Below are 24,736 nucleotides of genomic sequence, written 5' to 3'. Positions count from 1 at the left end.
AAACTTACGATAAACAAGTAACAGATTTTGTCAGCATATTGCCAGTAGTGCGTTAACCCAGCATGATGAGTAATAATTATTGGGTTAGGTGTTGTGGAGTAAATATGCAGAGAAGATCACTTCGGTACTGGATGCCGGGTTTGACCCAATTGATGGCGTATGAACGTGAATGGCTCAAACCCGATGTCAGGGCGGGTCTATCCGTGGCCGCAGTCGCATTACCTATTGCTATTGCTTATGCTGAATTGACGGGGGTTAGTGCCGCTGTTGGTTTGTACTCCTGTATTTTGCCGATGATTGCCTACGCTTTCTTTGGTTCATCGCGACAATTAATCGTCGGACCTGATGCGGCAACTTGTGCGGTGATTGCCGCTGTGGTCGCGCCACTGGCTGCGGGGAGCAGTGAGGTGCATTGGCAGCTCACCATCATGATGACATTGATGATGGGCACATGGTGTCTGGTGGCCAGTCGTTTCAAACTGGGGGCTTTGGCTGATCTATTATCCCGGCCAATATTGACCGGGTTACTTAATGGGGTGGCAATTACCATTATTGTCGATCAGCTCGGTAAGGTTTTTGGTTTTATGACCCGCCCCCCACAACTGATTGAGCGGGTACTGGCATTACCCCATAATTTAATTAATAGCCATTTGCCCACCGTCGCCATTTCACTACTGACTTTTGTGGTGCTGTATGGTGTTAAGTGGTTACGACCAAACTGGCCTGCACCGCTGTTGGCGATCGTCATGGCGACCTTTGTTTCCTGGGCTGCCAATATGCAGCAATTTGGTGTGGCGGTGGTCGGCGGGTTCGATGGTGGCTTGCCAATGGTGCATTGGCCTGATTTCCAACCCGGCCTGCTGCGCGATATGGTTATCCCGGCACTTAACCTGGCCGTGGTCAGTTTTGTTAGCATGATGCTGACCGCGCGTAGTTTTGCCGCCAAAAATGGTTATGAGGTGGATGCCGATGTAGAACTGCGCGCCTTGGGTATTACCAACATTGTTTCAGCGCTATCACAAGGTTTTGCTATCAGTGGGGCCAGTACCCGTACAGCCGTAAATGACGCCAATAATGGCAAAAGCCAGTTGGTTTCTATTATTGCTGCGTTGATGATTGCGATGGTGTTGCTGTTTTTAACCCGACCGTTGCAATTTATCCCGATCGCAGCGCTGGGCGTGGTGCTGATTTATGCTGCCTGGTCACTGCTGGGATTCAGGAGTTTATGGCAATTACGTAAACGTAATACTCAGGCTTTCTATTTAGCGATATTTACTTTTGTCAGCGTAGTATTGGTCGGCGTGATTAGTGGTATTGGATTGGCGGTACTATTGGGGCTATTGCAGTTCCTGCGCACGGTATTCCGCCCAACAGAACAGTTATTAGGGGTTAATGCTGATGGTATGATCCATTCAATGCGTAGCGGCAATGGGATCAAACCTGTACCCGGCGTGATGATTTATCGTTTTAATTCACCTCTGACCTATTTTAACGTGGCGTACTTTAAGCGGCGGATTTTGAATTTGGTTGACAGCACCCCCCATCAGGCAGATTGGGTGGTTATTGATGCGGTTGCCAGTTTTACCTATGCCGATATCAGTGTTCTATCGGCGATTGATGAGCTTAAACGTGACCTGAAGCAACGCAATATTAAGTTGATACTGGCGGGAAGACGTACCGAACTAACACGCTGGTTTAGAGTTAATAAATTGAAAAGTCAGGATAATGACCTAATTCTGGTACCGGATCTCTATCTGGCACTAAAACTGATTCAAAGTAAGCAGCGGGTGGCAGAGAAACAAGAACCAGAGATAGGTGCCGAGCCTGAAGTTAGTGCATAGGTATCAATCATTGATGAACAAAAAGGGCCGTAATGGCCCTTTTTGCTTTTACTTGGCGGGGTACTTACTCCGCTGGAGTGGCAGGGCGCAACAACATATATAAACGGAACAAATACACCAGCAATAATGCAGAAACCAGATTGCTAAGCGCACTTAAAATAATAGTCGCAATCGGTGTTGGCAAAATAGTCAGGTGGCTTACCAGATACAACAGAATCAATTTGGCCGCTATCCACAGCATCATCGCAGGGATGATTAACCGCACATTGGCAAATGCCAATTTAATACTGACTCTTATGGCCGAGAAAACACCTACTTTCTCTGTGGTCACGATGATCGGTGAGAGTGATAACGCGACAGCAATGACCACACCAGGCACGATAAATATTGTTAATCCTAACTGAATCAACAAAGTACCGATAAACATCAGCAGCAGTAAGCGAGGCAAGATCGGTACTGAAATACCAATAGCTTGCAATGCACTGACCCGACGGCCCATCGATACCATAGAAATCAGGGTTAGCATTCCACCGACTAATAACACGTTACCGACTAAGGCAGAAAAGGTGGCCGCCGCAGAGACTTTAAGCAGCACCATCTGCTGCTCCGGTGTCATCTGCGATACTATCTCACTGATACTGACACTTGCTGATGACGCAATATCACTGTCCGCAGCACTTAAAATACCCAGTTGTTCAGCATCAGGGATAAATGCCTGATTCAGCATGACGGTAATGAACGCAGTCAGTAAAGCCAGCAGCAGGATTGCCGGCAGTTGATTACGTAAAAAGTTAAAACTGTCACGGTATAAACTGTTAGCCGTGATAGGCATGAAAGCTCCTTGGGATCGAAAAAATAGCGCTAGCCGATGATTATACCTTGTTATGAGGCGCTGTGGGATCCTGTCATTAATCTAGCAGTGATTTCTTCTAATCTGATTACCTCGACGTTATCAATAGCTAACGGTGGTAACCCATAGTGCGCACGGGCGCGGTCACAGTGCGGATTATGAATTCCGGCATCCCCTGAGCGTTCAAATTCATAACAGGGTGGTGGGCGGTCGCCATAAATTGTACAGGAAACAGTGTGACCGACTTCACCTTGAAGTGCACTGCAACGGGGGGATTTACAGTTAGTACCGGACATACAGCTTATAAAGGGTGTGACTTGTTCGGTCATGGCGTTGGGCACTGTACCGCCTCCCTCTTTGGCTTCAGCCCAATAGAACGACACTCTAAAATAGGCGCAACACGCACCACAGTTCTGACACGGATTAATTTCAGCGTTCATCTTGAATCTACTGCTCCTTACAAAGTAAACAGCCAACCGATCGCGATTTCACACATACAATATCCAAGCATAGCAGCATGACAACAGTTCCATTTTTCATCAATGACTGTCAGCACAATTTGCGGCCAAATGGTTTTTATGATCCAGATCAATTTCAATATTATTAAGGAATTAAATAACCTTACATAAAATAGGATTTATTTAATTTGTTACCAAAGATGTGATCTCGATTGGATCATGAATACTCATTTATGGGTATATTTTGCTCGCGAATATACCTACAAATGGAATGGATAATGAAAAAAGTCACTTTGGCATTGTTAGCTGTAGCAGCTCTGGCTCCCATTGCGGCAAGCGCGCATCAAGCAGGCGATTATATTTTCCGGGCAGGGACAGCAACAGTCAGACCAAATGCCGGGTCTGATGATGTATTAGGTTACGGTTCCTTCAAAGCGGATAACAATACTCAGTTAGGGCTGACCTTCAGCTATCTGATTACTGATAACATCGGTGTAGAATTGCTGGCTGCTACGCCGTTCCGCCATAAAATTGGTCTGGAGGCAACCGGTACCATTGCTGAAGTTAAGCAATTGCCGCCAACCTTAATGGCGCAATACTATTTCCGCGATAAACAAGACAAACTGCGCCCGTATCTGGGTATCGGCCTGAACTACACCACCTTCTTTGATGAGAAATTTAATAACACAGGGCAAGGTGCCGGTTTGACGGATTTAAGTGTTAAAGATTCGTGGGGTATTGCTGGGCAAGCGGGTATGGACTACATGGTCAGTGAAAACTGGATGCTGAATATGTCGGTCTGGTGGATGAATATCGAAACTGACGTGAAATTCAAAGCCGGGGGTGAAGAGCAAAGTATTCATACCCGTCTTGATCCATGGGTGTTTATGTTTGGCGCGGGCTATCGTTTCTAATTACCCTTCGCTCTTGCCGCTGCAGGGGGGTTAGCTGCACTCACTTACCCGAATCTCTGACCTTAGTCAGTTCATCGGGATGCGTTTGCTGGCCGCCTACCTGCAACGGCAATAACTTTGGGTAATAGCCTTCGCTCTTGCCGCTGCAGGGGGGGGCGCTGCACTCACTTACCCGAATCACTGACCTGAGTCAGCTCATCGGGATGCGTTTGCTGGCCGCCTACCTGCAACGGCAATAACTTTGAGGAATCTCTGATGTGATTGCGGGGGCCTACAAAGGAGGCGCGAAGAGCGCCTCCGAACAGGGGATTATTTGATTTGCATTCTATCACTAACAGATTTCACCCCAGGTACGGTACGGGTGATCTGTACTGCACGGTTTGCATCCTGACGCGAACTAACAAAGCCGCTTAACTGGACCCGTCCTTTAAAGGTCTCAACACTGATTTCAGTAGATTTAAGATTCTTCTCACCCAGTAACGCCGATTTTACCTTGGTGGTCACCACAGTATCATCCAGATATCCACCTGTGCCTTCAGATTTAGGTGTTGGTGCACAGGCTGCTACTGCCATTGCCATGATTACTACAATACATAAGGCTGAAAGGGTCTTAAAAAGCTTCATAAATTACTCTCCATGTTTGCCAATAATTTAACAGGACATTACGAAAAAAATAACTTGTTGAAAGCGTTATTAACACATATTGACGTCGTGCTACTGATCACTCATCGCATCCAAAATGTAAAGAAATGCTTAGGGCGTTACATAATTATTGGTTATGAATAGTGTTAATTCAAATTTGCAGCAGATATATAGCGTGGCAGGCGAGAAGTTCGAGCGAATATAGCGCCTGATCGGAACCGACAATCAGGCGCTGGTGGTGAGATTAACCGCGAGTTGCCGCTTTCATTTCAGTCACAAAACGCGACAACTGGGCTAACATCTCAGCGGGCTGTGAGACATTATTTTCAATGATTTTTACAATCGCGGAGCCTGAAATCGCACCGGCCGCACCGGCTGCCAGACTGGTCTTCACTTGTGCTGGCTCTGAAATACCAAAACCTTGTAGTGCTGGGGCGGCATTATATTCACGCAGTTTATCAATCAGATGATTCAGCGCAAGCTGACCGTGATTCTCAGCACCGGTGACACCCGCACGTGACAATAGATAGGTGTAACCACGGCCATGAGAAGCTATCTCGCGCAGTAAATCATCGTCCGCATTGGGTGGGCAGATAAAGATAGGCGCAATCCCATGGCGCAGTGCCGCTGCGCGGAACGGGGCTGACTCTTCAAAAGGGACGTCAGCAATGAGCACTGAATCGACACCGACAGCAGCACAACGCTGGTAGAAACTATCAATTCCATTGTGGAATACCAGATTTGCATACATCAGTAGGCCAATGGGAATAGCGGGGTGTTTTTTACGGATTTCCGCCAGCATTTCAAAGCAGATACCGGGTGTCACGCCAGCGGCAAAAGCCCGCAATGCTGCATTTTGAATGGTTGGGCCATCTGCAAGTGGATCAGAGAATGGTATACCCAGCTCCAACGCATCGGCACCTGCGGCAATTAATGTATCAATAATCTCTAAAGATAGAGCCGGTGTTGGATCCCCTAGCTGTACGAAAGGAACAAATGCCCCTTCTTTTTTGGCTGCCAACTGATTGAAAAGTTGCTGATAACGCTCCATTAAATCTCTCCCCGTGCTTTCAGAATATCGTGAACGGTGAAAATGTCTTTATCACCACGCCCGGACAGATTCACTACCAATATCTGTTCTTTTTCCGGCGACGCTTTAATCATTTTTAAGGCATGGGCCAAGGCATGGGAGGATTCCAGTGCTGGAATAATCCCCTCTTTGCATGACAGCGCTTTAAAGGCATCGAGTGCTTCGTCATCGGTAACGGAAACATAATCAGCACGACCAATGCTATTTAAATAAGCATGCTGTGGCCCTACGGATGGGAAGTCTAACCCCGCAGAAATTGAGTAAGATTCTTCGATTTGGCCGTCACTGGTCTGCATCATCGGCGATTTCATACCGAAATAGATGCCTACTTTACCGTGTTTGAGTGGTGCACCGTGCTGGCCGGTTTCAATACCCAGCCCTGCCGGCTCAACACCAATCAGAGCAACACCTGGCTCATCGATAAAATCAGCAAACATACCAATCGCATTCGAGCCGCCACCGACGCATGCCAGCACCACATCCGGCAGACGGCCTTCCCGGGCTAACATCTGCGCTTTGGTTTCTTCGCCAATCATCCGTTGGAATTCACGCACGATAGTCGGGTAAGGGTGTGGGCCTGCTGCGGTTCCCAACATATAGTGGGCGGTTTCGTAGCTGCCAGACCAATCGCGCAGTGCTTCATTACAGGCATCTTTCAAGGTGGAAGAACCGCTGTGCACTGGGATCACTTCAGCCCCCATCAGGCGCATACGGAACACGTTGGGTGACTGGCGCTCAATATCTTTGGCACCCATGTAAATACGGCATTTCAGGCCGAGCAGGGCGCAAGCCAGTGCTGACGCTACCCCATGTTGACCTGCGCCGGTTTCCGCAATGATTTCGGTTTTACCCATGCGTTTGGCCAATAAGGCCTGACCCAAAACCTGATTGGTTTTGTGCGCGCCGCCGTGCAGCAGGTCTTCACGTTTCAGGTATAACTTGGTTTTTGTCCCAGCGGTCAAATTCTGACACAGGGTTAGCGCGGTCGGGCGACCAGCATAGTTCTTTAACAGATCCTGAAATGCTGCCTGGAACTCAGGGTCCAGTTGAGCACTGACAAAAGCCTCTTCCAGTTGCTTCAATGCTGGCATCAAAATCTGCGGCACATACATGCCACCGAACTCGCCAAAATAAGGATTAAGTGTGGTCATTTTTCTGTCCTATGGGGTTACTAAAGTGTGTCCATGAATCATGAATAAAGTTAGCCAGCAAAATTATCCATCAGTAAGCGCGTAACGTCTGGAATACAGCGGCGATCAGTTGTGGATCTTTGATGCCGGGGGCACTTTCTACACCGGAATTGAAATCAAGACCGGCACAACCCAGTTGGGCTGCTGCACAACAGTTGTCAGCGCTTAGCCCACCCGCCAGCAGCACATTATCCAGCGGTTGACCGGCCAGTAATGACCAGTCAAAGCGTTGACCGGTGCCACCGTTGCCGTGGTCCAGAACATAACGCTCGACATGCTGTGAGTTGCGTTGCGGTACACTATCGTCAACACGCAACGCCTGCCAAATTTGGCAACTGGCAGGCAGTATCGCCCGCAGTTGATTGATATAGCTCTGATCTTCTTGCCCGTGCAACTGCACTGCCACCAGCGACAGGCGCTCGGCTGTTTGCTGCACAGTTTCAATTTTGGCATCACGGAATACGCCAACATACTTCAATGGTGCGCCGCTAATCACAGTCCGTGCTTTGGCGATATCCACATAACGCGGTGAACTGCCAACAAAGATTAAACCACCATAGACGGCACCTGCTTGATAAGCTGCAGCGGCATCTTGAGCGCGGGTCAGGCCGCAGACTTTATTTTCACCGAGTAACACACGGCGCACCGCAGCATTGAGATCGGGTTCAGACATCAACGCGCTGCCAATCAGGAACCCGTTGGCAAAGTGACTCAGTTCGCGCACCTGTTGGTAATTATTAATACCTGACTCGCTAATAACCGTGACACCTTTTGGCAGCCGTGGGGCCAGTTCGCGGGTGCGATCAAGGCTTATCGACAAGTCACGCAGATCCCGGTTATTAATACCGACCACTTTGGCACCCAATGCTATTGCCCGATCCAGTTCTTCAGCATTACTGGCCTCGGTCAACACCCCCATATTTAGGCTGTGTGCTACGGCGGCCAGTTGGCGATAGCTGTCATCATCGAGCACCGATAGCATCAGTAAAATGGCGTCAGCCTGATAAAAACGCGCCAATTGAATCTGATAGGCGTCGATAATAAAGTCTTTACACAGCACCGGCTGAGTGACGGCAGCACTGACGAGTGGTAAGAAATCAAAGTTGCCCTGGAAGTACTTTTCATCGGTTAATACCGAGATGGCCGATGCATAATTTTTATAAACTGCTGCAATGTCTGCCGGATTAAAGTTCTCGCGGATAACCCCCTTAGACGGGGATGCCTTCTTACATTCCAGAATAAAAACGGTCTTACTGCCTTGCAGCGCGTGATAAAAGTCGCGCTGGCTCAGGGTAATATCGTTTTGAAAGCTAGCCAGAGGCTGTTGCAATTTCCGAGCGGCAACCCAGATTTCCTTATCGTGCACAATGTGGTGGAGCACGGTTTTATTAAGCCCAGTTTCCTGCATGATTTATCCTCTCGCCGCCAGAGCGGTAACACGATCAAAAGCCTGACCGCTGTGAATCATTTCCAATGCCTGCTGTGCGTTATGGCGCAGGTTTTCCTGACCGTGCAACTTCAGCAATAACGCCACGTTAGCCGCAACGGCTGCGGCGTGTGCCGGTTCACCTTTACCTTGTAACAACCGTGCTAAAATGTCACGGTTTTCTTCCGGTGCGCCGCCTTGTAACGCGCCCAGTGAATAACGGTTCAGACCAAAATCTTCCGGTGCTAATTCATAGCTTTCGATGCTGCCGTTATTCAGCTCAGCAACCTGAGTCGGTGCATGAATCGCCACTTCATCCATTCCCCCACCATGTACCACCGCAGCACGCTGGTAACCCAACACTTGTAGGGTTTGCGCGATGGGTAATACCAACTCAGGGCTGTAAACACCAATCAGCGCCAACGGCGGGCGAGCCGGATTGATTAATGGCCCCAACACATTAAACAGGGTGCGGGTCTTCAACTGCTGGCGAACCGGCATCGCGTGGCGAAAGCCAGTGTGATACTGCGGCGCAAACAGGAAACAAACCCCTAACTCATCCAAGGCTAATCTGGATTGTTCCGCGCTCATGTCCAGGCGAATACCAAATGCGGCCAGCAAGTCTGATGAACCGGAACGGCTGGAAACACTGCGATTGCCATGTTTGGCCACTTTTACGCCACAACTGGCGGCAACAAAGGCGCTGGCGGTAGATATATTGATACTGTTAGTGCCGTCACCCCCGGTACCAACGATATCGGCGAACAGGTAATCCGGGCGCGGGAAGGGCTGTGCATCCGCCAATAAGGCTTGCGCGGCACCCGCTATTTCGGCAGGTGTTTCACCGCGTACTTTCATACTGATTAACGCCGCCGCCAATTGGCTCGCTTCCAGTTCACCTCGCACGATAGAGCTAAACAGGATTTGGCTTTCCGCTTGGGTCAGGAATTTAGCCTGAAACAGTTTTTCCAATAATAATTCTTTTGATAATAATAAGTTTTGCATCTTATAGTCCTTAATTACACCCTACCCAAAGAACATGGTGTTACAGGTGACAGCATGCGAGTAACGAATGTAGCTAACACCGCTACAGCTTCATGTGTGGAGGGCATAATGCCCAGTCCAGCGTCTGCTCAAGCAAACGGGCACCATGGGTGGTTAAAATAGATTCCGGGTGGAATTGGTAGCCACACACCCGATGTGCGTCATGGCGCACCGCCATGACCATCTCACCAAAACGGGCGTTAACGGTTAATTCTGTTGGGATATTGCTGCCCACTAATGAGTGGTAGCGGGCTACTGGCAGCGGATTCGGCATGCCTGCAAACATAGCTTGTCCATCGTGTTCAATGGCCGAGGCTTTGCCGTGCAGTATCTCTCCGGCCTGTCCTACATGGCCGCCATAAGCTTCGACAATGGCCTGGTGGCCAAGGCAAATACCGATAATCGGTAACTGGCCGCGTAGACGTTGCAATAATTCGGGCATACACCCCGCCTGTGCCGGTGTGCCAGGGCCGGGTGAGAGCATCAGCACCGGTTGTTCGAGTTGTTGCAAGCGGGCGATAATGGTATCGGCGGCGATTTGGTTACGGTAAATCACCACCCGATGGCCACTGGAGCGTAATTGGTCCACCAGGTTGTAAGTAAAGGAGTCAATATTATCGAGCAGCAAGATATCAGCCATTAGAAGATCTCCCTGGCATGGTGTGCGCTAGCAATTGCCCGTAGAACCGCACGTGCTTTATTGCGAGTTTCATCGGCTTCGGCCTGTGGAATGGAGTCAATCACCACACCGGCCCCCGCTTGAACCGTGGCGACACCGTCTTCGACATAAGCTGAGCGGATAACAATGCAGGTATCCAAATCGCCGTGTGCGGTAAAGTAACCCACCGCGCCACCGTAACTGCCCCGACGTGCGCCCTCACTGCCAGCAATCAATTGCATAGCGCGGACTTTCGGTGCGCCGCTCAGGGTGCCCATATTCATACAGGCTTGATAAGCATGCAGTACATCCAGATCCTGACGCAGCGTGCCCACTACGCGCGAGACCAAATGCATCACAAAGGAATAGCGGTCAACTTTAGTTAAATCGGCCACATAGCGGCTACCCGGCTCGCAGATGCGGGCTAAATCATTACGGGCTAAATCCACCAGCATCAGATGTTCAGCCAATTCTTTATGGTCAGTGCGCATCTCCAGCTCAATACGGCTGTCTAAATCACGATCCAATTCACCATTGGCACGGCGGCCACGCGGGCGCGTACCGGCAATCGGGTAAATCTCAATCTGGCGGTTGGTGGCGTCATATTTCAGCGCACTTTCCGGTGAAGCACCAAACAGGGAGAATTCGTTATCCTGCATAAAGAACATATACGGGCTGGGATTATGGTCTTTCAATGTTTGGTATGCCGCCAGTGGTGAGGGGCAAGGCAGTGAGAAACGGCGCGAAGGAACAACCTGGAAAATTTCGCCTTCTCGGATTGCTATCTGCAATTGGGCCACCACTGCACCGTACTCTGCGTCTGATTGGTTACACTGTAACGCCATCTCAGGCACTGACTGGGCAGGGATCGGTTGTGGTGCTTGCTGTAGCTGGTGGCTAACTTGTTCTAACCGCTGGGTCAGACGCAAATGTTCGCTAGCGTCGGCGGTAAACAAACTGGCTTGCAACTGCGTCGAGCGATGCTGATGATCCAATATCAACAAGGTTTCGGCTAAATAGAAGCAGAAATCTGGGCAACGTTGGTCCTGGCGCAGCGGGGGTAAATTTTCAAAACCCGCCACCAAATCGTAAGCGAATAGACCACCAATGAATACGGCCTCCCGCTCAGCTTCGGGTGCATCGACCAGTTTTAGTAGCAAACGTAGCGCATCAAAAACCGACAATGACTGTAAACGAGAGTCTTCATCTTGCACTTCGTTAATGATAGGGAAGGTTAATTCACGGCCATTCGGGCGCACTTGAATCTCTACTTGTGGCGGTAACGCAGCATCTAACAGCGGTAATAACGACGCGCCATTGCGACTGAGTGCTTCAATCGTGACTTTCTGCTCAAGGGCGGTAATACGTAAAGCGCTATCAATAATCAGCAGGCTTTTTAAGTTCTGTTTACTGGTCACTTCTGCGGATTCAAGCAGCAGAGTGGCTGGTCGTGCGCCGCAGAGCTGGTGAAACAGCGCGGTTGGGTCATCGCGGTAACACGCCGGGGTGCTCAGTAACTGTAATGTGGGGCGCGAAGTTTGCATCATTTATCTTTCCTGAAAAGTGATTACGCCGAAATCTAACCATAAAAAAGCCCGCTATTAGCGGGCTGAAGCAATCTGCATTGTCTGGTGACTGATATGCGTGATTACATCGCCCGAGAGAGGGAGATGTGCCACCAACGCAGTAAGGAAATCAGGGAAGTTTTCATTATCAGTCACTACTCTCTATGATTGCATTCAGTTTATTCCCCTTGCCCTTGACGCCGTAGGGGGTTAGCTACGTTCACTTGCTGTTTACTCAGACGTTTAAGTGCCCTGTGAACTTGTGTACTAGTTAACTGGTTCATGAGGTAAATGTCAACCCTTGATTGATTGTTTTCTAACAAAGTCTGTGCGGTTATCTATTTCACTTTAATTTCGATACGGTGGCAGAGCACGACTAAGTTTGATTAACGTTAGTGTGTTATTAACAGGTATGATAGCCCGCCACGCTTTTTCGGATTTTTGTTTTGGTTAATAAGACCATTTTGATAAATAAACCTGTTTTGACTGATAACACCACCTTATCTGATAGGGCCGATGCCACCATATCAACGGCCTTTACACTTTATGATTTGCATAGCCATACCACTGCGTCGGACGGCTTGTTAACCCCTTCGGCACTGGTAATAAGAGCAGCGCAGATGCGGGTAGGTGTTTTGGCTATTACCGATCACGATACCACCGCAGGGTTGGCTGAAGCCGCCGCCACCATTGCCCAGCAACAATTGGCACTACGGCTTATCCCTGGGGTGGAAATTTCTACATTATGGGAAAACCACGAGATCCATATTGTGGGATTAGGTATTGATACCCAGCATGCCAGTATTGGCAAATTATTGAGTGAGCAGTCCAACTATCGCTATATTCGGGCGCAGGAAATAAGCGCGCGACTGGAAAAAGCGCGTATTCCCGGTGCCTGGGACGGAGCTAACCGCTTGGCGGGGGGCGGACAGGTAACCCGTGGGCATTTTGCCCGCTATCTGGTGGAGTTGGGGTTGGCGAGTAACGTTGGGCAGGTTTTTAAAAAGTATTTAGCCAAAGGCAAGACCGGTTATGTCCCCGCACAATGGTGTACAATAGAACAAGCTATTGAAGCAATTAAGCAATCTGGTGGGCAAGCGGTACTGGCGCATCCGGGTCGTTACGATTTAACCGCCAAATGGTTGAAACGTTTATTAGCCCATTTTGCCGAGCATGGCGGTGATGCCATGGAAGTTGCCCAGTGCCAACAAGCCCCCCATGAACGAGCGCAGCTTGCACAGTATGCGCGCGACTATAATTTACTGGCATCCCAGGGATCTGATTTCCATCAGCCTTGCGCCTGGATTGAATTGGGCCGCAAATTGTGGCTGCCCGCAGGGGTGGAACCAGTATGGCGTGATTGGCCTGTAGAGCCAGCTAACGCGAACGTTGAATGATGAGGTAGTGTCATGAGTCAATTTTTTTATATACACCCGGAAAACCCTCAGCCGCGACTGATCAACCAAAGTGTTGATGTGTTACGCAAGGGCGGGGTGGTGGTTTATCCGACAGATTCTGGTTATGCCCTTGGCTGCCGTTTAGAAGATAAAGCGGCAATGGAACGTATTTGCCGTATCCGTCAATTAGATGGTAATCATAACTTCACACTGGTGTGCCGTGATTTGTCGGAGTTATCGACTTATGCATATGTTGATAATTCAGCGTTTCGACTTATCAAAAATAATACCCCGGGTAATTACACCTTTATATTGAAGGCGACGAAAGAAGTTCCTCGGCGTTTGATGAATGACAAACGTAAAACTATTGGTTTACGTGTGCCTTCTAACCCTATTGCGCTGGCGTTGCTGGATGTATTAGGCGAGCCTTTGATGTCGACGACATTGATGCTACCGGGTAATGACTTTGCTGAATCCGACCCGGAAGAGATCAAAGACCATCTCGGTAAGCAAGTGGATTTAATCATCCATGGCGGTTCATTAGGGCAGCAACCCACTACAGTTATTGATCTGACTGATTCCTCTCCTGAAGTTATTCGTGAAGGAGCGGGGGACGCCACGCCGTTCCGCTAAATATCTTTAATATCTGGGGTGTTGGATACGGCATAACCGAAAGGTACCGGTATCCAACCCAGATGACATGCTCAATCACGGGTGTTAGAAGGCATATTTCACACTAAGCCCGCCAGCTACACCTTCGCGTTTTCCGCTGTAACCTGACAGTTTCAGGTCCATAGACAGATTCTTTTCTTTAGTCGGTGTGATACGAATGCCCACTTCACCAATGCCCGTGCTCCCTTTAATGCCCGCAGAATCGATATTATCCCCATCGATAGTCCCCTTGGCTTTACCATCAAACTCATATTCATAGGCAACCCCGCCGATAACATCCAGTTTAGGTGTGGCATGATAGGTAACAGTAACGCCGGTATTCACACGCTGTGAGTTCAACGCCGAAAACGTCAGCTTCTCACCCTGGGAATTGGTGACACTGTCACTGCCCACTCGAGTCGACAGGATACTGGCATGGGTGTCTAGTTTCACCGCCGGCGTCATGGCATAGCGATAGCCGGTTTTCAGCTGCCCGCTGACATAAGGTGACGCGCTGTCATAATGGCTCGCAACCCCGCCATTCACACCGAAATCAGCAGAAGAAAAGTCGCTAGATACCCGCCCTGCACGCAGAGAACTGTTGAGGTAAATAGCGTCAGTGAATGCATAGTTGGCAATAATACCTGCACCTTTATAGTCGACATTTCCGTTACTTTTTACACTGGCCAATCCGCTAAAATCATTATAGGCGTCATAGCTACCCCAGCCGGCTTTAAACAGGCCACCGAGGGTGAGTTGCCCCAGATTCTTGGTGATACCGGTGGTCAAAGCGAAGCTATCCATATCAATGTGGGAACCGGTGTTGTAACGGCTCTTGCTGCCGGAGGTAAGACCAAACAGTGCCACCCCATTATCATCACGGTAAAGTTGTGCTATATCCAACCCGGCAAGCAGGTCGCTGCCTTGATTGATTAAAAACATGCCTGGCAGACGGCCTTCCAAATAGGCTTTAGTCTGTGGGTTTGCGTCAAAACCGGTGGTCGGGCCGTTTTCCCGGCTTAATTGGGTTACGCTATCTAACGACGCTTTTACTGCATCATTTTCCCGATACACTCTGATATCCGCCAGTTTTGCCGTACCAATTGTGACTTTTTGCGTGTTATTTAACGTCGGCTCACCCCCGGTGACATTTGAGATAAGCGTAATAGCATCACCCTTGACCAGGTTGCTGTCCTTACTGATACCGGTCACTGCAATAGCCGCATTGTCGATATTAGCCGCGTTAGTCAGTGCAATCAAAACATCATTATTTTTAATATTGTTGTTCAGATAGAAATTATAAAAGGCAAAATTACCGATCTTATTCAGAGTGATAGGGTTGGCGGAAAAATTAAAAGTATTGCCGGTGAAAGCATCACCATATGAGGTTGCGATACCGTCGAACATATCCGCATATCCCCCCATATTTCACTACTATTAGCGTTAAATACCGGAGCGCCTGACAGCGTAATGGTGTTATTGATTGCAGTGGCATTCTCGGGGGTTGGTGCGCCACCAAAGCTTGAGGCATAACCGCCATAAATAAGGCCACTGAATACACCGCCATTCAGCGTAAGAGTGTTGGCATTACTTTTCACACTGATACTGCTACTTTCTCCTGGGGTTATTTGGTCAATCATGGTGATAGCTTCTGCGTAGCCACCATAAATAGAACCAATAAAGGAACCATCATTAATAACAATTGTATTGCCACTGCTTGAGGCGCTGGCGTTCGCCTGAGTTTTATCTACGCTGTTAGCGCCATAGGCAAAAGCAAACACATTGGTATAGGCATATCCACCATGCACAGGGCCACTAAACGAACCGCCATTAATCGTAATGTTATTGGTATCACTGGTGGCGCGCGCATCAGCCAAACTTCTGGCGATGCTGCCAGTACCGTAGGCGTTTGCCAAAGCATTGCCATTGCTAACAGAATAACCGCCGTAAATATCACCCTTGAACACACCATTGTTAATAATGATCGTATTCATATTACTGCTGGCGTTTGCATAGGCATCACTTTCGGCAATGTGACTTATCGCCATAGCGCTTACCATGGCATCGCTATTGGCATCGGCACTGGCATAACCGCCATAAATATCGCCGTTAAATAAACCATTATTGACGACAACCGTATTATTATTACTTGCCCCATTAGCATCAGCACGGCTCATAACCGCATCAGTATTACTTACGTTAGACGTTGATGCGACAGCATCAGCAGACCCGCCAAGAATAGATTGCAATGTGGCGGATGCGGGCGTATCGACAGTAACAGTATACCCGGAGGCATCGGTGCTCTCTGAACCCTGCGCCAATACGCCGATAATATCAGTACTTGAGGCTGTAGTGACCGTGCAGGCACTATCAGCCGATGTTCTGGCGGGGTCGTTACACTCAATAGCATAAGCACTGGAGGCCGCACCAGTCATTAACGTTGCCATCAGGCAGCGGGTAATAATATTTAATTTTTGGATTGTAATAGGTTTCATATAGATGAATACATCCTGGTGATAATAATGATTACAAGAAAGATAAAATCGAAATAAGAAAACGAAATAGAAATAAGAAAACGAAATAGAAATAAGAAAACGAAATAGAAATAAGAAGTGAGAAATTGAGAAAAGAAAGGCTTGGTTTTTAATCGGGTTTAAACTCGCCTTATCGAGTTGGAATTAGCACTGCAGATGGCAGTTGATGGAGTACATCTTAAATTGATTTAGATCACAAAATAATCAGACAGGCATCCAATCGGTGTAGGATTATTCTTGTATTGCACGATTTTTATCCATTTTGGCCATGGCACTGTGGATCTCTGGGTAAGTGAAAAGGGTGGTCAGACACTTTTTGAATCCTTGAGTGTGAAATTAGTGTAATATGTCGGGTCACGAACCAGTGTGTGAGGCCGCCTGCACCCTTTTTAGTGCGCCATGCTGTGTTCTAAAATGTATTACATTCAGTGAGTTTCGCTTGATTGCGAGCTTAACTTGTTGATTACAATATATAATTCGACGCCTGTGAAGGCGACATTAGAGGTTGCTCAATGAGCGAGAAGTCAGAAAACCAAAAATTACCAAACTCAAAGCCACAAAGCCCTAAACCGCAGGGCGATAAAATTGTGGGTGAAAAATTACAGAAAGTCTTGGCACGTGCCGGTCATGGTTCGCGTCGGGAAATCGAAACTATTATCCAACAAGGCCGTGTCAGCGTTGATGGTAAAATATCAACGCTGGGTGATCGTGTTGAAGTCACTCAGGCCACCAAAATTCGCCTCGATGGTCATCTTCTTTCTATTAAAGAATCTGAAGAGGCTGTTTGCCGTGTTCTGGCGTATTACAAGCCGGAAGGTGAACTCTGTACCCGTAATGATCCCGAAGGTCGCCCAACAGTATTCGATCGTTTACCTAAACTGCGCGGTTCGCGCTGGGTGGCGGTAGGCCGTCTGGATGTTAATACGTCAGGGTTATTATTGTTCACCACTGACGGTGAACTTGCCAACCGTCTGATGCATCCAAGCCGTGAAGTTGAACGCGAATATGCCGTGCGGGTGTTTGGTCAAATCGATGACGAAAAAATCAAACAACTTAGCCGTGGCGTGCAGTTGGAAGATGGTCCAGCGGCTTTCCGCACCATTAGCTTCCAAGGCGGAGAGGGGATTAACCAGTGGTATAACGTTACGTTGACCGAAGGGCGCAACCGTGAAGTTCGCCGCTTGTGGGAAGCTGTTGGCGTGCAGGTTAGCCGCCTGATTCGTGTGCGTTATGGCGATATTAATTTGCCGAAGGGCCTGCCACGAGGTGGCTGGACCGAATTGGATCTGAAGGCAACCAACTACTTGCGTGAGTTGGTCGAATTGGATTCTGAAACTGTCAGTAAACTGCCTGTTGAGAAAGACCGACGCCGGGTTAAAGCCAATCAAATCCGTCGTGCGGTTAAACGCCACACTGAAGTCGCTGGCCGTCAGGTCGCGGGTCGTCAAGGTTCTGCTCGTAAAAGTTCTACTCGTCAAAATACGGGTAATGCAGCGCCAGCAGCAACGACTGCTCGACGCGGATCTAACAAGCGCGGGTAATTTGTCTAATGGGGAGGGATCATTTTCTCCCCATCATTGATTTTAAGCATTCACATCCCTCCGTCAGCTATTGTGTTTCTTCCTGAAGTATAAAAAACCACCATCCATCTATTGGATAGTATAATATTTCTATAATAAATGTTTTTACCACATATACACACCGTCAACCACGATAAGATACCGCTAGTCTCTAAATATTCGGCGTGACTATATTGCTCTTGGGGAATACCCCTCGGATTTAAAATCTCAGGAGCATTAATATGAAAAAGTCTCTGTTAACGACCAGCGCGGCTATTTTATTTGTCGTCGGCACCGGATTCTCATCTGTAACTTATGCTTGTGCTGGGCCTCACTCTTACTCTCACTATGGTGACAATTGCCAAAACACGTGTGGTTCGCTCCCTAAACCATTGAAAAAAATCTGCTATTTTGACAGCACACAACACCAAGCGCAGTCGTCAAGCCAAGTGGTCCCTGGGATGGCAACACTAACTCCCGCCATTGGGACATTGACCCCGTCAAAAATACCCATGATCCCTCTAGAGAAGTAATTTGGAAAACTGAGTTTGCCAAAAGGGGCCGTAAGTTTAGATCTCATTATATATAGCGAAAAATGCCGCAGATATTGCCTCTGCGGCATTTCATTGGTTTGCATGAATACTGCGAATTACCAGTCAATACCTTGTTGTGCTTTAATTCCGGCATCAAAAGCATGTTTGACCGGGCGTAATTCACTGACGGTATCGGCCATTTCCAACAAATCGCGGTGGCAGCCACGGCCAGTAATAATCACGGTTTGATGGGCAGGGCGCTGTTTGAGGGCGGTGATGACCTCATCAAGTGGCAGATAGTCATAGGCGACCATATAAGTCAGCTCATCGAGCACCACTAAATCCAGGCTTGGGTCTGCCAACATGCGCAAACCGTGCTGCCAAACACCTTGGCAGGCGGCAGTGTCAGTTTCTCTATTCTGAGTATTCCAGGTAAAACCGGTCGCCATAACCTGAAATTCGACCCCATGCTGTTGCAGCAGGTTTTTCTCACCGTTAGGCCATTCACCTTTAATAAACTGAATCACCCCCGCTTTCAGACCATGCCCGACTGCCCGGGTCACAGTGCCAAATGCTGCAGTGGTCTTACCTTTACCGTTACCGGTAAAAATAATCATGATACCGCGTGTTTCTTGTGCTGCCGCAACCCGTGATTCAACCTTTTCTTTTATTTTTTGTTGGCGCTGCTGGTGGCGTTCTTCAGACATAACATGTTCCTTTATTCTGCGGGGCCGGCTTTACGGCCGGGTTGTGCATCGAAACTGATGCCGGTTTTTCTACGGCTATCATCGCTCATGAGATAAAGATATAGCGGCATAATATCAGCAGGTGTTTTTAATTTAGTTGTATCTTCGTCAGGGAAGGCGGATGCCCGCATCTGAGTTCGGGTGCCGCCCGGGTTAATACAATTCACCCGCAAATTGCTGTGTTTATATTCTTCTGCAAGCACTTGCATCATGCCTTCAGTGGCGAATTTGGATACGGCATAAGCGCCCCAGCCGGAACGACCCTGGCGACCCACGCTAGAACTGGTGAATACCAGCGAGGCGCTGTGAGATTTCAATAGTAGCGGTAAAAGTGCTTGGGTAAGCATAAATGTCGCATTTACATTCACTTGCATCACGTCCTGCCAGACGGCTATATTTTGCTGCGCCATCGGAACTATATCACCTAATAAACCGGCATTATGCAACACACCATCCAGATGTGAAACATGCTGACTTAGGGTGTCTGCCAGCTGCTGGCAATCTTGTTCCGATGCATGTAATAGGTCAAGTGGCAGTGTTACAGCGGGCAACCCTTGAGCCTCAGCTATCTGTTGTTGTACCGCCATTAATTTACTTTCAGTCCGGCCAACTAACACCAGACGAGCACCAAAACGGGCATAGGTCAGTGCCGCTTCGCGACCAATACCATCGCCTGCTCCCGTCACCAGTATAGTGCGGTTATTGAGCAGATCGTCTTTAGGTTGATAATGCATAGTTATTCCTCTTACTGGCGGCGGATATTTTATTCAGGCATGCCGCGATATCTCTTACATTCTTATATTTAAGCGAAACCAATGCAATTTTTCATTTGCGCAAGACGGCAGCTTACGGGTTCGCTAGAATGCAGATATCTCTCTAATAGCAGATGAATAAAGGCGGTATTTGTGGAGTTAATTTCTCTGTACGGACTGTTTCTAGCCAAAGTAGTGACGATTGTGGTCGCCATTGGTGCGGTAGTGTTACTGGTTGTCAGCCAAGGGATGAGAAAACAAGGGCAACGGGGTGAATTGAATCTGGTTGATTTGGGTGAGCAATATAAGGAAATTCAGCGGGAAATGCGGCTGGCGCGCATGAGCCATGCAGAACAAAAAAACTGGAGCAAAGAGTTTAAGAAGCAGCAAAAAGCGGATCAAAAGCTGAAGAAACAGCGCGCCAAAGCCGGTGCGGTGGCAGCGGTAAAACCCTGCCTATATGTAATTGATTTTAAAGGTAGCATTGATGCACATGAAGTGACGTCATTGCGAGAAGAGATTTCTGCGGTTCTGGCGGTTGCTAGCGCGCAAGATGAAGTGCTGCTGCGACTCGAAAGCCCTGGTGGCGTAGTGCATGGTTATGGTTTAGCCGCCTCGCAATTGGAGCGCTTGCGCCATAAAGGGATTCGCCTGACGGTGGCGGTCGATAAAGTAGCTGCCAGTGGGGGATATATGATGGCCTGTGTGGCTGATCGTATTATTAGTGCGCCATTCGCCATTATTGGTTCTATCGGTGTTGTGGCCCAAATCCCGAACTTCCACCGCTTGCTGAAAAAGAACGATATTGATGTAGAACTGCATACTGCTGGTGAGTTTAAACGCACACTGACATTATTTGGTGAGAATACTGAACAAGGGCGCGAGAAATTCCGTGAAGATCTGAATGAAACGCACCTGTTATTCAAACAGTTCGTACAGCAACAGCGGCCCTCTTTGGACATTGATGCGGTTGCGACCGGTGAACACTGGTTTGGCACCCAAGCGAAAGAAAAAGGGTTGGTTGATGCCATTGGTACCAGTGATGATTTATTGATTGCTGAAATGGATAATCATGAAGTTATCGGTGTGCGTTATTCGCGACGCAAACGTCTGATGGATCGTTTTACCGGCAGCGCGGCAGAAAGCGCTGACCGTCTATTATTACGCTGGTGGCAGCGCGGCGAAAAACCCCTTTTATAATCTGAGAGCATAGGGTTTTTAGTGAAGGAAGGCAGGGGGCTTAGCCCCCTGTTATTTGTGGCTCAATGGCGAAATTAGCCATGTAATAATGGGAGGAGTCACCGGCAATTAATCGATTAAATGGTATTTAGCTGACAAAACATGAGCCAAATGTTTAAACATATTAAATACTGCGGTTGTTTTCGCTGTCGGTAAACCGTCTGCATCCAAGAAAAACTCGCCGCGAAATACCAATACTGGCCCTTTTTGCTCAACCTCAGTTGCCTGCATCCCATGCATATAATCTTCGTGCTGGCGAATAATCTCATTAGCCTCTGCTAATAATTTATTACGCTCAATCGGTGCTGTGTTTCCGTGCATTATATCTCCTTACTACAATGTAATTTCTCTCACTATTGTACTGCGGGTTAGCATTTGTTCGCAAACCGGCTAAGGTTTATTCGAGCCTCTGGCTGTTTTGTAGCCGTGATTGGATAAATTCATATTCCTCGCTAATTAGGTTGCGTAGCGCTTTTTATCAGGTACAGTGTGGGATTTTATACTATTAGGTGGAAGGTTTTGTTGACGCCATGAGGCAGAATTCGCTGCTGTAGTGCTGGGTGTAGGCAAAAATTTTTAGGGATCGAGGGGTCGTCAGGTAAGACTCGGCAGGCGCATTTATGGCTCCGATCAAAAAAACAGGTTGATCTCCTGAGAAAGTACCGCAATATAAAAAAGAGATTCAGAATGCCGCGGTACGGCAAGATAAAAACCTTCTTTTAGAAGAAATAATTTAGGTAAAGGTCATTATGGGTAAAGCCCTCGTAATAGTTGAGTCCCCGGCAAAAGCCAAAACTATTAATAAATACTTAGGGAATAACTACGTGGTTAAGTCCAGTGTCGGTCACATTCGTGATTTGCCGACCAGTGGATCAGCCAGTAAGAAGAGCGCTAACTCAACTGAAGATAAAGCCAAGAAAACCGACAAGCCCAAGACTAAAGTAAAGAAAGACGAAAAGGTTGCGTTAGTGAACCGTATGGGCGTCGATCCTTATCATGGCTGGAAAGCGCAGTACGAAATTTTGCCCGGCAAAGAAAAAGTGGTTGCCGAGCTGAAAGCATTAGCCGAAAACGCTGACCACATCTATCTCGCAACCGACCTTGACCGCGAAGGAGAGGCAATTGCCTGGCATTTGCGGGAAGTGATTGGTGGTGATGATAAGCGCTTTAGCCGTGTGGTTTTCAACGAAATCACCAAAAATGCCATCCAGCAGGCGTTTAATCAACCGGGTGAATTGAATATCAACCGGGTTAATGCCCAGCAAGCTCGTCGCTTTATGGATCGGGTTGTGGGTTATATGGTCTCCCCGCTGCTCTGGAAAAAAATTGCCCGTGGCCTGTCTGCCGGTCGAGTGCAATCAGTGGCAGTGCGCTTAGTTGTTGAGCGTGAACGGGATATCAAAGCATTCGTTCCCGAAGAGTACTGGGAGCTGCATGCTGACTTGCTGGCGAAAGGTGAAGTTCCGATTCAAATGGAAGTCACCCATGCCCATGACAAGCCGTTTAAACCGGTAAATCGCGAACAGACGCATGCTGCACTGAAATTACTGGAAAATGCGCGCTATAAGGTGCTGGATCGTGAAGATAAACCGACCAGTAGCAAGCCCGGCGCGCCGTTTATTACCTCCACCTTGCAGCAGGCTGCCAGTACCCGTCTGAGTTTTGGTGTGAAAAAAACCATGATGATGGCGCAGCGCTTGTATGAAGCAGGTCATATCACCTATATGCGTACTGACTCCACCAATTTAAGTCAGGATGCGCTGACCATGGTGCGTGATTATATTGGCGACAATTTCGGTGATAAGTATCTGCCATCTGCGCCTAATCAGTACAGCAGCAAAGAAAATTCGCAAGAAGCGCATGAAGCTATTCGCCCTTCAGATGTGAGTGTGATTGCTGAGCAGTTAAAAGATATGGAAGCCGACGCCCAGAAGCTGTACCAACTGATTTGGCGTCAGTTTGTGGCTTGCCAGATGACACCAGCTAAGTATGACTCCACCACGTTGACCGTTCAGGCTGGCGATTTCCAACTGCGGGCGAAAGGGCGTACTCTGCGCTTTGATGGTTGGACTAAGGTGATGCCTGCGCTACGTAAAGGCGATGAAGACCGCACTTTACCGGTAATTGAAGTGGGCAGTGATCTGGATTTGCAAAAACTTATCCCAAGCCAACACTTCACCAAGCCGCCAGCACGTTACAGCGAAGCATCACTGGTAAAAGAGTTGGAAAAACGGGGTATTGGCCGTCCATCCACATATGCATCAATCATTTCGACCATTCAAGATCGTGGTTATGTGCGGGTAGAAAACCGCCGTTTCTATGCCGAGAAAATGGGTGAAATCGTTACTGACCGGTTAGAAGAAAACTTCCGCGAATTGATGAATTACGATTTTACCGCGCGCATGGAAAGTGGCCTGGATCAGGTTGCCAACGATCAGGCCGAGTGGAAAGCTGTACTGGATGGTTTCTTTGCCGAATTCAGCGAACAGCTTGAAAAAGCAGAGAAAGACCCTGAAGAGGGCGGTATGCGCCCGAATCAGATGGTGATGACCAGCATCGACTGCCCAACCTGTGGCCGTCAGATGGGGATTCGTACCGCCAGTACCGGTGTGTTCCTTGGGTGTTCTGGTTATGCATTGCCACCTAAAGAGCGCTGCAAAACCACGATCAATCTGGTACCCGAAGCTGAGATTCTCAATATCCTTGAGGGTGATGATGCGGAAACTAACGCATTACGCGCCCGCCGCCGTTGCCAGAAATGTGGTACGGCAATGGATAGCTATCTCATCGATAACCAACGTAAATTGCATGTTTGCGGTAATAACCCTGCGTGTGATGGTTATGAGATAGAAGAGGGCGAGTTCCGTATCAAAGGGTATGAAGGCCCGATTGTTGAGTGCGAAAAATGTGGTTCTGAAATGCATCTGAAAATGGGGCGTTTTGGCAAGTACATGGGCTGCACCAATGACGAGTGTAAGAATACCCGTAAAATCTTGCGCAGTGGTGAAGTCGCGCCACCTAAAGAAGATCCGGTACCGTTGCCAGAACTGCCTTGTGAGAAGTCAGATGCCTATTTCGTGTTGCGAGACGGTGCTGCAGGCGTGTTCCTGGCTGCGAACACCTTCCCTAAGTCGCGCGAAACCCGTGCGCCGTTAGTCGAAGAGTTAGTTCGCTTCAAAGATCGTTTACCTGAAAAATTACGTTATCTGGCTGATGCGCCTGTGGCGGATAAAGAAGGTAATAAAACCATGGTACGTTTTAGCCGTAAAACCAAACAGCAGTATGTTTCATCCGAGAAAGATGGCAAAGCCACGGGTTGGTCTGCTTTCTATATCGATGGAAAATGGGTTGAAGCGAAAAAATAAGTGGTTAAACCGATCGGAGTACACTTAAGCCTATAGTGCGGTACTCCGGTACCAACAAAAAACCAGCCTCAATGGCTGGTTTTTTTATTGGGCTAATCTACTCAAGTGCTTTATAGTCTTAGTTAATCCGCTAAAGTTATTACACTTTGGCTACTGTCTGCATTTATCAAAAAATACTATTATTTTTAGGCTGATGTACTGTAATACCAAGTAAGAAGGGTATATACAGTTAGCGATGAAATGATATAGTAGTTATATAAAATATTTTCTTATCACCTAATG

The 24,736-nt window shown here is 48.2% G+C and carries 22 protein-coding genes and 1 other annotated feature; of the genes, 7 read left to right on the top strand and 15 right to left on the bottom strand.

The window, feature by feature from the left end; all coding sequences use genetic code 11:
* The first annotated feature begins 104 nt into the window (after positions 1-104).
* Entirely contained in the window at positions 105-1,841 is a 1,737-nt protein-coding gene (locus V1955_RS11445) for a SulP family inorganic anion transporter (RefSeq protein ID WP_083158933.1), read from the top strand.
* Between the two features lie 64 nt (positions 1,842-1,905).
* Here the strand turns inward: V1955_RS11445 and V1955_RS11440 are convergent, their stop codons facing one another.
* Positions 1,906-2,673, bottom strand: coding sequence for a YciC family protein (locus V1955_RS11440; RefSeq protein ID WP_083158932.1), 768 nt, complete (start codon positions 2,671-2,673; stop codon positions 1,906-1,908).
* Positions 2,674-2,723: 50 nt separating this feature from the next.
* On the bottom strand, positions 2,724-3,131 hold the full coding sequence (locus V1955_RS11435) for a YkgJ family cysteine cluster protein (RefSeq protein WP_193784665.1): 408 nt from the start codon (positions 3,129-3,131) through the stop codon (positions 2,724-2,726).
* A 296-nt stretch (positions 3,132-3,427) separates the two neighbouring features.
* Between V1955_RS11435 and ompW the strand changes: the two genes are divergently transcribed.
* Positions 3,428-4,063 carry an outer membrane protein OmpW gene (ompW, locus tag V1955_RS11430; RefSeq protein ID WP_083158930.1) on the top strand — a complete coding sequence of 212 codons (636 nt, stop codon included), beginning with the start codon at positions 3,428-3,430 and terminating at the stop codon, positions 4,061-4,063.
* A gap of 309 nt (positions 4,064-4,372) precedes the next feature.
* Here ompW and V1955_RS11425 read toward each other — a convergent pair whose 3' ends face one another.
* The 8 genes from V1955_RS11425 to trpL all read right to left on the bottom strand — a co-directional run bounded on the left by V1955_RS11425 (position 4,373) and on the right by trpL (position 11,824).
* Complete coding sequence (locus tag V1955_RS11425; protein ID WP_083158929.1) at positions 4,373-4,687, bottom strand: BON domain-containing protein; 315 nt, start codon at positions 4,685-4,687, stop codon at positions 4,373-4,375.
* Between the two features lie 262 nt (positions 4,688-4,949).
* Entirely contained in the window at positions 4,950-5,756 is an 807-nt protein-coding gene (trpA, locus tag V1955_RS11420; protein WP_083158928.1) for a tryptophan synthase subunit alpha, read from the bottom strand.
* A complete protein-coding gene (trpB, locus tag V1955_RS11415; protein WP_083158927.1) occupies positions 5,756-6,946 on the bottom strand; it encodes a tryptophan synthase subunit beta in 1,191 nt (396 codons plus the stop codon). The genes trpA and trpB overlap by 1 nt, the downstream gene beginning before the upstream one ends.
* Before the next feature lie 70 nt (positions 6,947-7,016).
* The gene (gene trpCF / locus V1955_RS11410) at positions 7,017-8,393 is read right to left on the bottom strand and encodes a bifunctional indole-3-glycerol-phosphate synthase TrpC/phosphoribosylanthranilate isomerase TrpF (RefSeq protein ID WP_083158926.1); all 1,377 of its coding nucleotides are present in this window, start codon (positions 8,391-8,393) and stop codon (positions 7,017-7,019) included.
* 3 nt (positions 8,394-8,396) lie between these two features.
* On the bottom strand, positions 8,397-9,416 hold the full coding sequence (gene trpD / locus V1955_RS11405; RefSeq protein WP_442820911.1) for an anthranilate phosphoribosyltransferase: 1,020 nt from the start codon (positions 9,414-9,416) through the stop codon (positions 8,397-8,399).
* A gap of 82 nt (positions 9,417-9,498) precedes the next feature.
* Positions 9,499-10,095, bottom strand: a complete 597-nt coding sequence (locus tag V1955_RS11400; RefSeq protein WP_083158925.1) for a glutamine amidotransferase-related protein — start codon at positions 10,093-10,095, stop codon at positions 9,499-9,501.
* Positions 10,095-11,657 (bottom strand): anthranilate synthase component 1, encoded by a 1,563-nt coding sequence (locus tag V1955_RS11395; RefSeq protein WP_083158924.1) that lies wholly within the window; start codon positions 11,655-11,657, stop codon positions 10,095-10,097. The genes V1955_RS11400 and V1955_RS11395 overlap by 1 nt, the downstream gene beginning before the upstream one ends.
* Positions 11,658-11,698: 41 nt before the next feature.
* Positions 11,699-11,800, bottom strand: a sequence feature (Trp leader region).
* Positions 11,762-11,824: a trp operon leader peptide gene (gene trpL / locus V1955_RS11390; protein WP_002227930.1), complete on the bottom strand. Its 63-nt coding sequence runs from the start codon at positions 11,822-11,824 to the stop codon at positions 11,762-11,764. It overlaps the preceding feature by 39 nt.
* 300 nt (positions 11,825-12,124) lie before the next feature.
* Here trpL and rnm point away from each other — a divergent pair, with 300 nt between their 5' ends.
* Both rnm and V1955_RS11380 read left to right on the top strand, forming a co-directional pair.
* Complete coding sequence (gene rnm / locus V1955_RS11385; protein WP_442820910.1) at positions 12,125-13,075, top strand: RNase RNM; 951 nt, start codon at positions 12,125-12,127, stop codon at positions 13,073-13,075.
* Positions 13,076-13,087: 12 nt separating this feature from the next.
* A complete protein-coding gene (locus V1955_RS11380; protein ID WP_005191561.1) occupies positions 13,088-13,708 on the top strand; it encodes an L-threonylcarbamoyladenylate synthase in 621 nt (206 codons plus the stop codon).
* Between the two features lie 84 nt (positions 13,709-13,792).
* Here V1955_RS11380 and V1955_RS11375 read toward each other — a convergent pair whose 3' ends face one another.
* Complete coding sequence (locus V1955_RS11375; protein WP_442820909.1) at positions 13,793-15,133, bottom strand: autotransporter domain-containing protein; 1,341 nt, start codon at positions 15,131-15,133, stop codon at positions 13,793-13,795.
* Positions 15,052-16,221, bottom strand: coding sequence for a hypothetical protein (locus tag V1955_RS11370; protein ID WP_442820908.1), 1,170 nt, complete (start codon positions 16,219-16,221; stop codon positions 15,052-15,054). Before V1955_RS11370 ends, V1955_RS11375 begins: the two co-directional genes overlap by 82 nt.
* Before the next feature lie 551 nt (positions 16,222-16,772).
* On the opposite strand from V1955_RS11370, the gene rluB reads away from it, so the two are divergent.
* Positions 16,773-17,801 (top strand): 23S rRNA pseudouridine(2605) synthase RluB, encoded by a 1,029-nt coding sequence (gene rluB / locus V1955_RS11365; RefSeq protein ID WP_102970413.1) that lies wholly within the window; start codon positions 16,773-16,775, stop codon positions 17,799-17,801.
* Positions 17,802-18,468: 667 nt separating this feature from the next.
* Here the strand turns inward: rluB and cobO are convergent.
* Positions 18,469-19,059 carry a cob(I)yrinic acid a,c-diamide adenosyltransferase gene (gene cobO / locus V1955_RS11360; protein WP_083158920.1) on the bottom strand — a complete coding sequence of 197 codons (591 nt, stop codon included), beginning with the start codon at positions 19,057-19,059 and terminating at the stop codon, positions 18,469-18,471.
* 11 nt (positions 19,060-19,070) lie between these two features.
* Complete coding sequence (locus tag V1955_RS11355) at positions 19,071-19,832, bottom strand: YciK family oxidoreductase (protein WP_083158919.1); 762 nt, start codon at positions 19,830-19,832, stop codon at positions 19,071-19,073.
* Positions 19,833-20,003: 171 nt separating this feature from the next.
* Between V1955_RS11355 and sohB the strand changes: the two genes are divergently transcribed.
* Positions 20,004-21,050 (top strand): protease SohB, encoded by a 1,047-nt coding sequence (sohB, locus tag V1955_RS11350; RefSeq protein ID WP_083158918.1) that lies wholly within the window; start codon positions 20,004-20,006, stop codon positions 21,048-21,050.
* A gap of 108 nt (positions 21,051-21,158) precedes the next feature.
* Here the strand turns inward: sohB and V1955_RS11345 are convergent, their stop codons facing one another.
* Complete coding sequence (locus V1955_RS11345; RefSeq protein WP_083158917.1) at positions 21,159-21,410, bottom strand: YciN family protein; 252 nt, start codon at positions 21,408-21,410, stop codon at positions 21,159-21,161.
* Between the two features lie 428 nt (positions 21,411-21,838).
* Between V1955_RS11345 and topA the strand changes: the two genes are divergently transcribed.
* Positions 21,839-24,454: a type I DNA topoisomerase gene (gene topA / locus V1955_RS11340; protein WP_083158916.1), complete on the top strand. Its 2,616-nt coding sequence runs from the start codon at positions 21,839-21,841 to the stop codon at positions 24,452-24,454.
* The last annotated feature ends 282 nt before the right edge of the window (positions 24,455-24,736 follow it).

The sequence above is a fragment of the Yersinia sp. 2545 StPb PI genome, assembly GCF_052217125.1.
Lineage (GTDB): Bacteria > Pseudomonadota > Gammaproteobacteria > Enterobacterales > Enterobacteriaceae > Yersinia > Yersinia enterocolitica_E.
The sequence above is the reverse complement of the archived record's forward strand: the minus strand, read 5'-3'. Positions and strand labels throughout refer to the sequence as shown.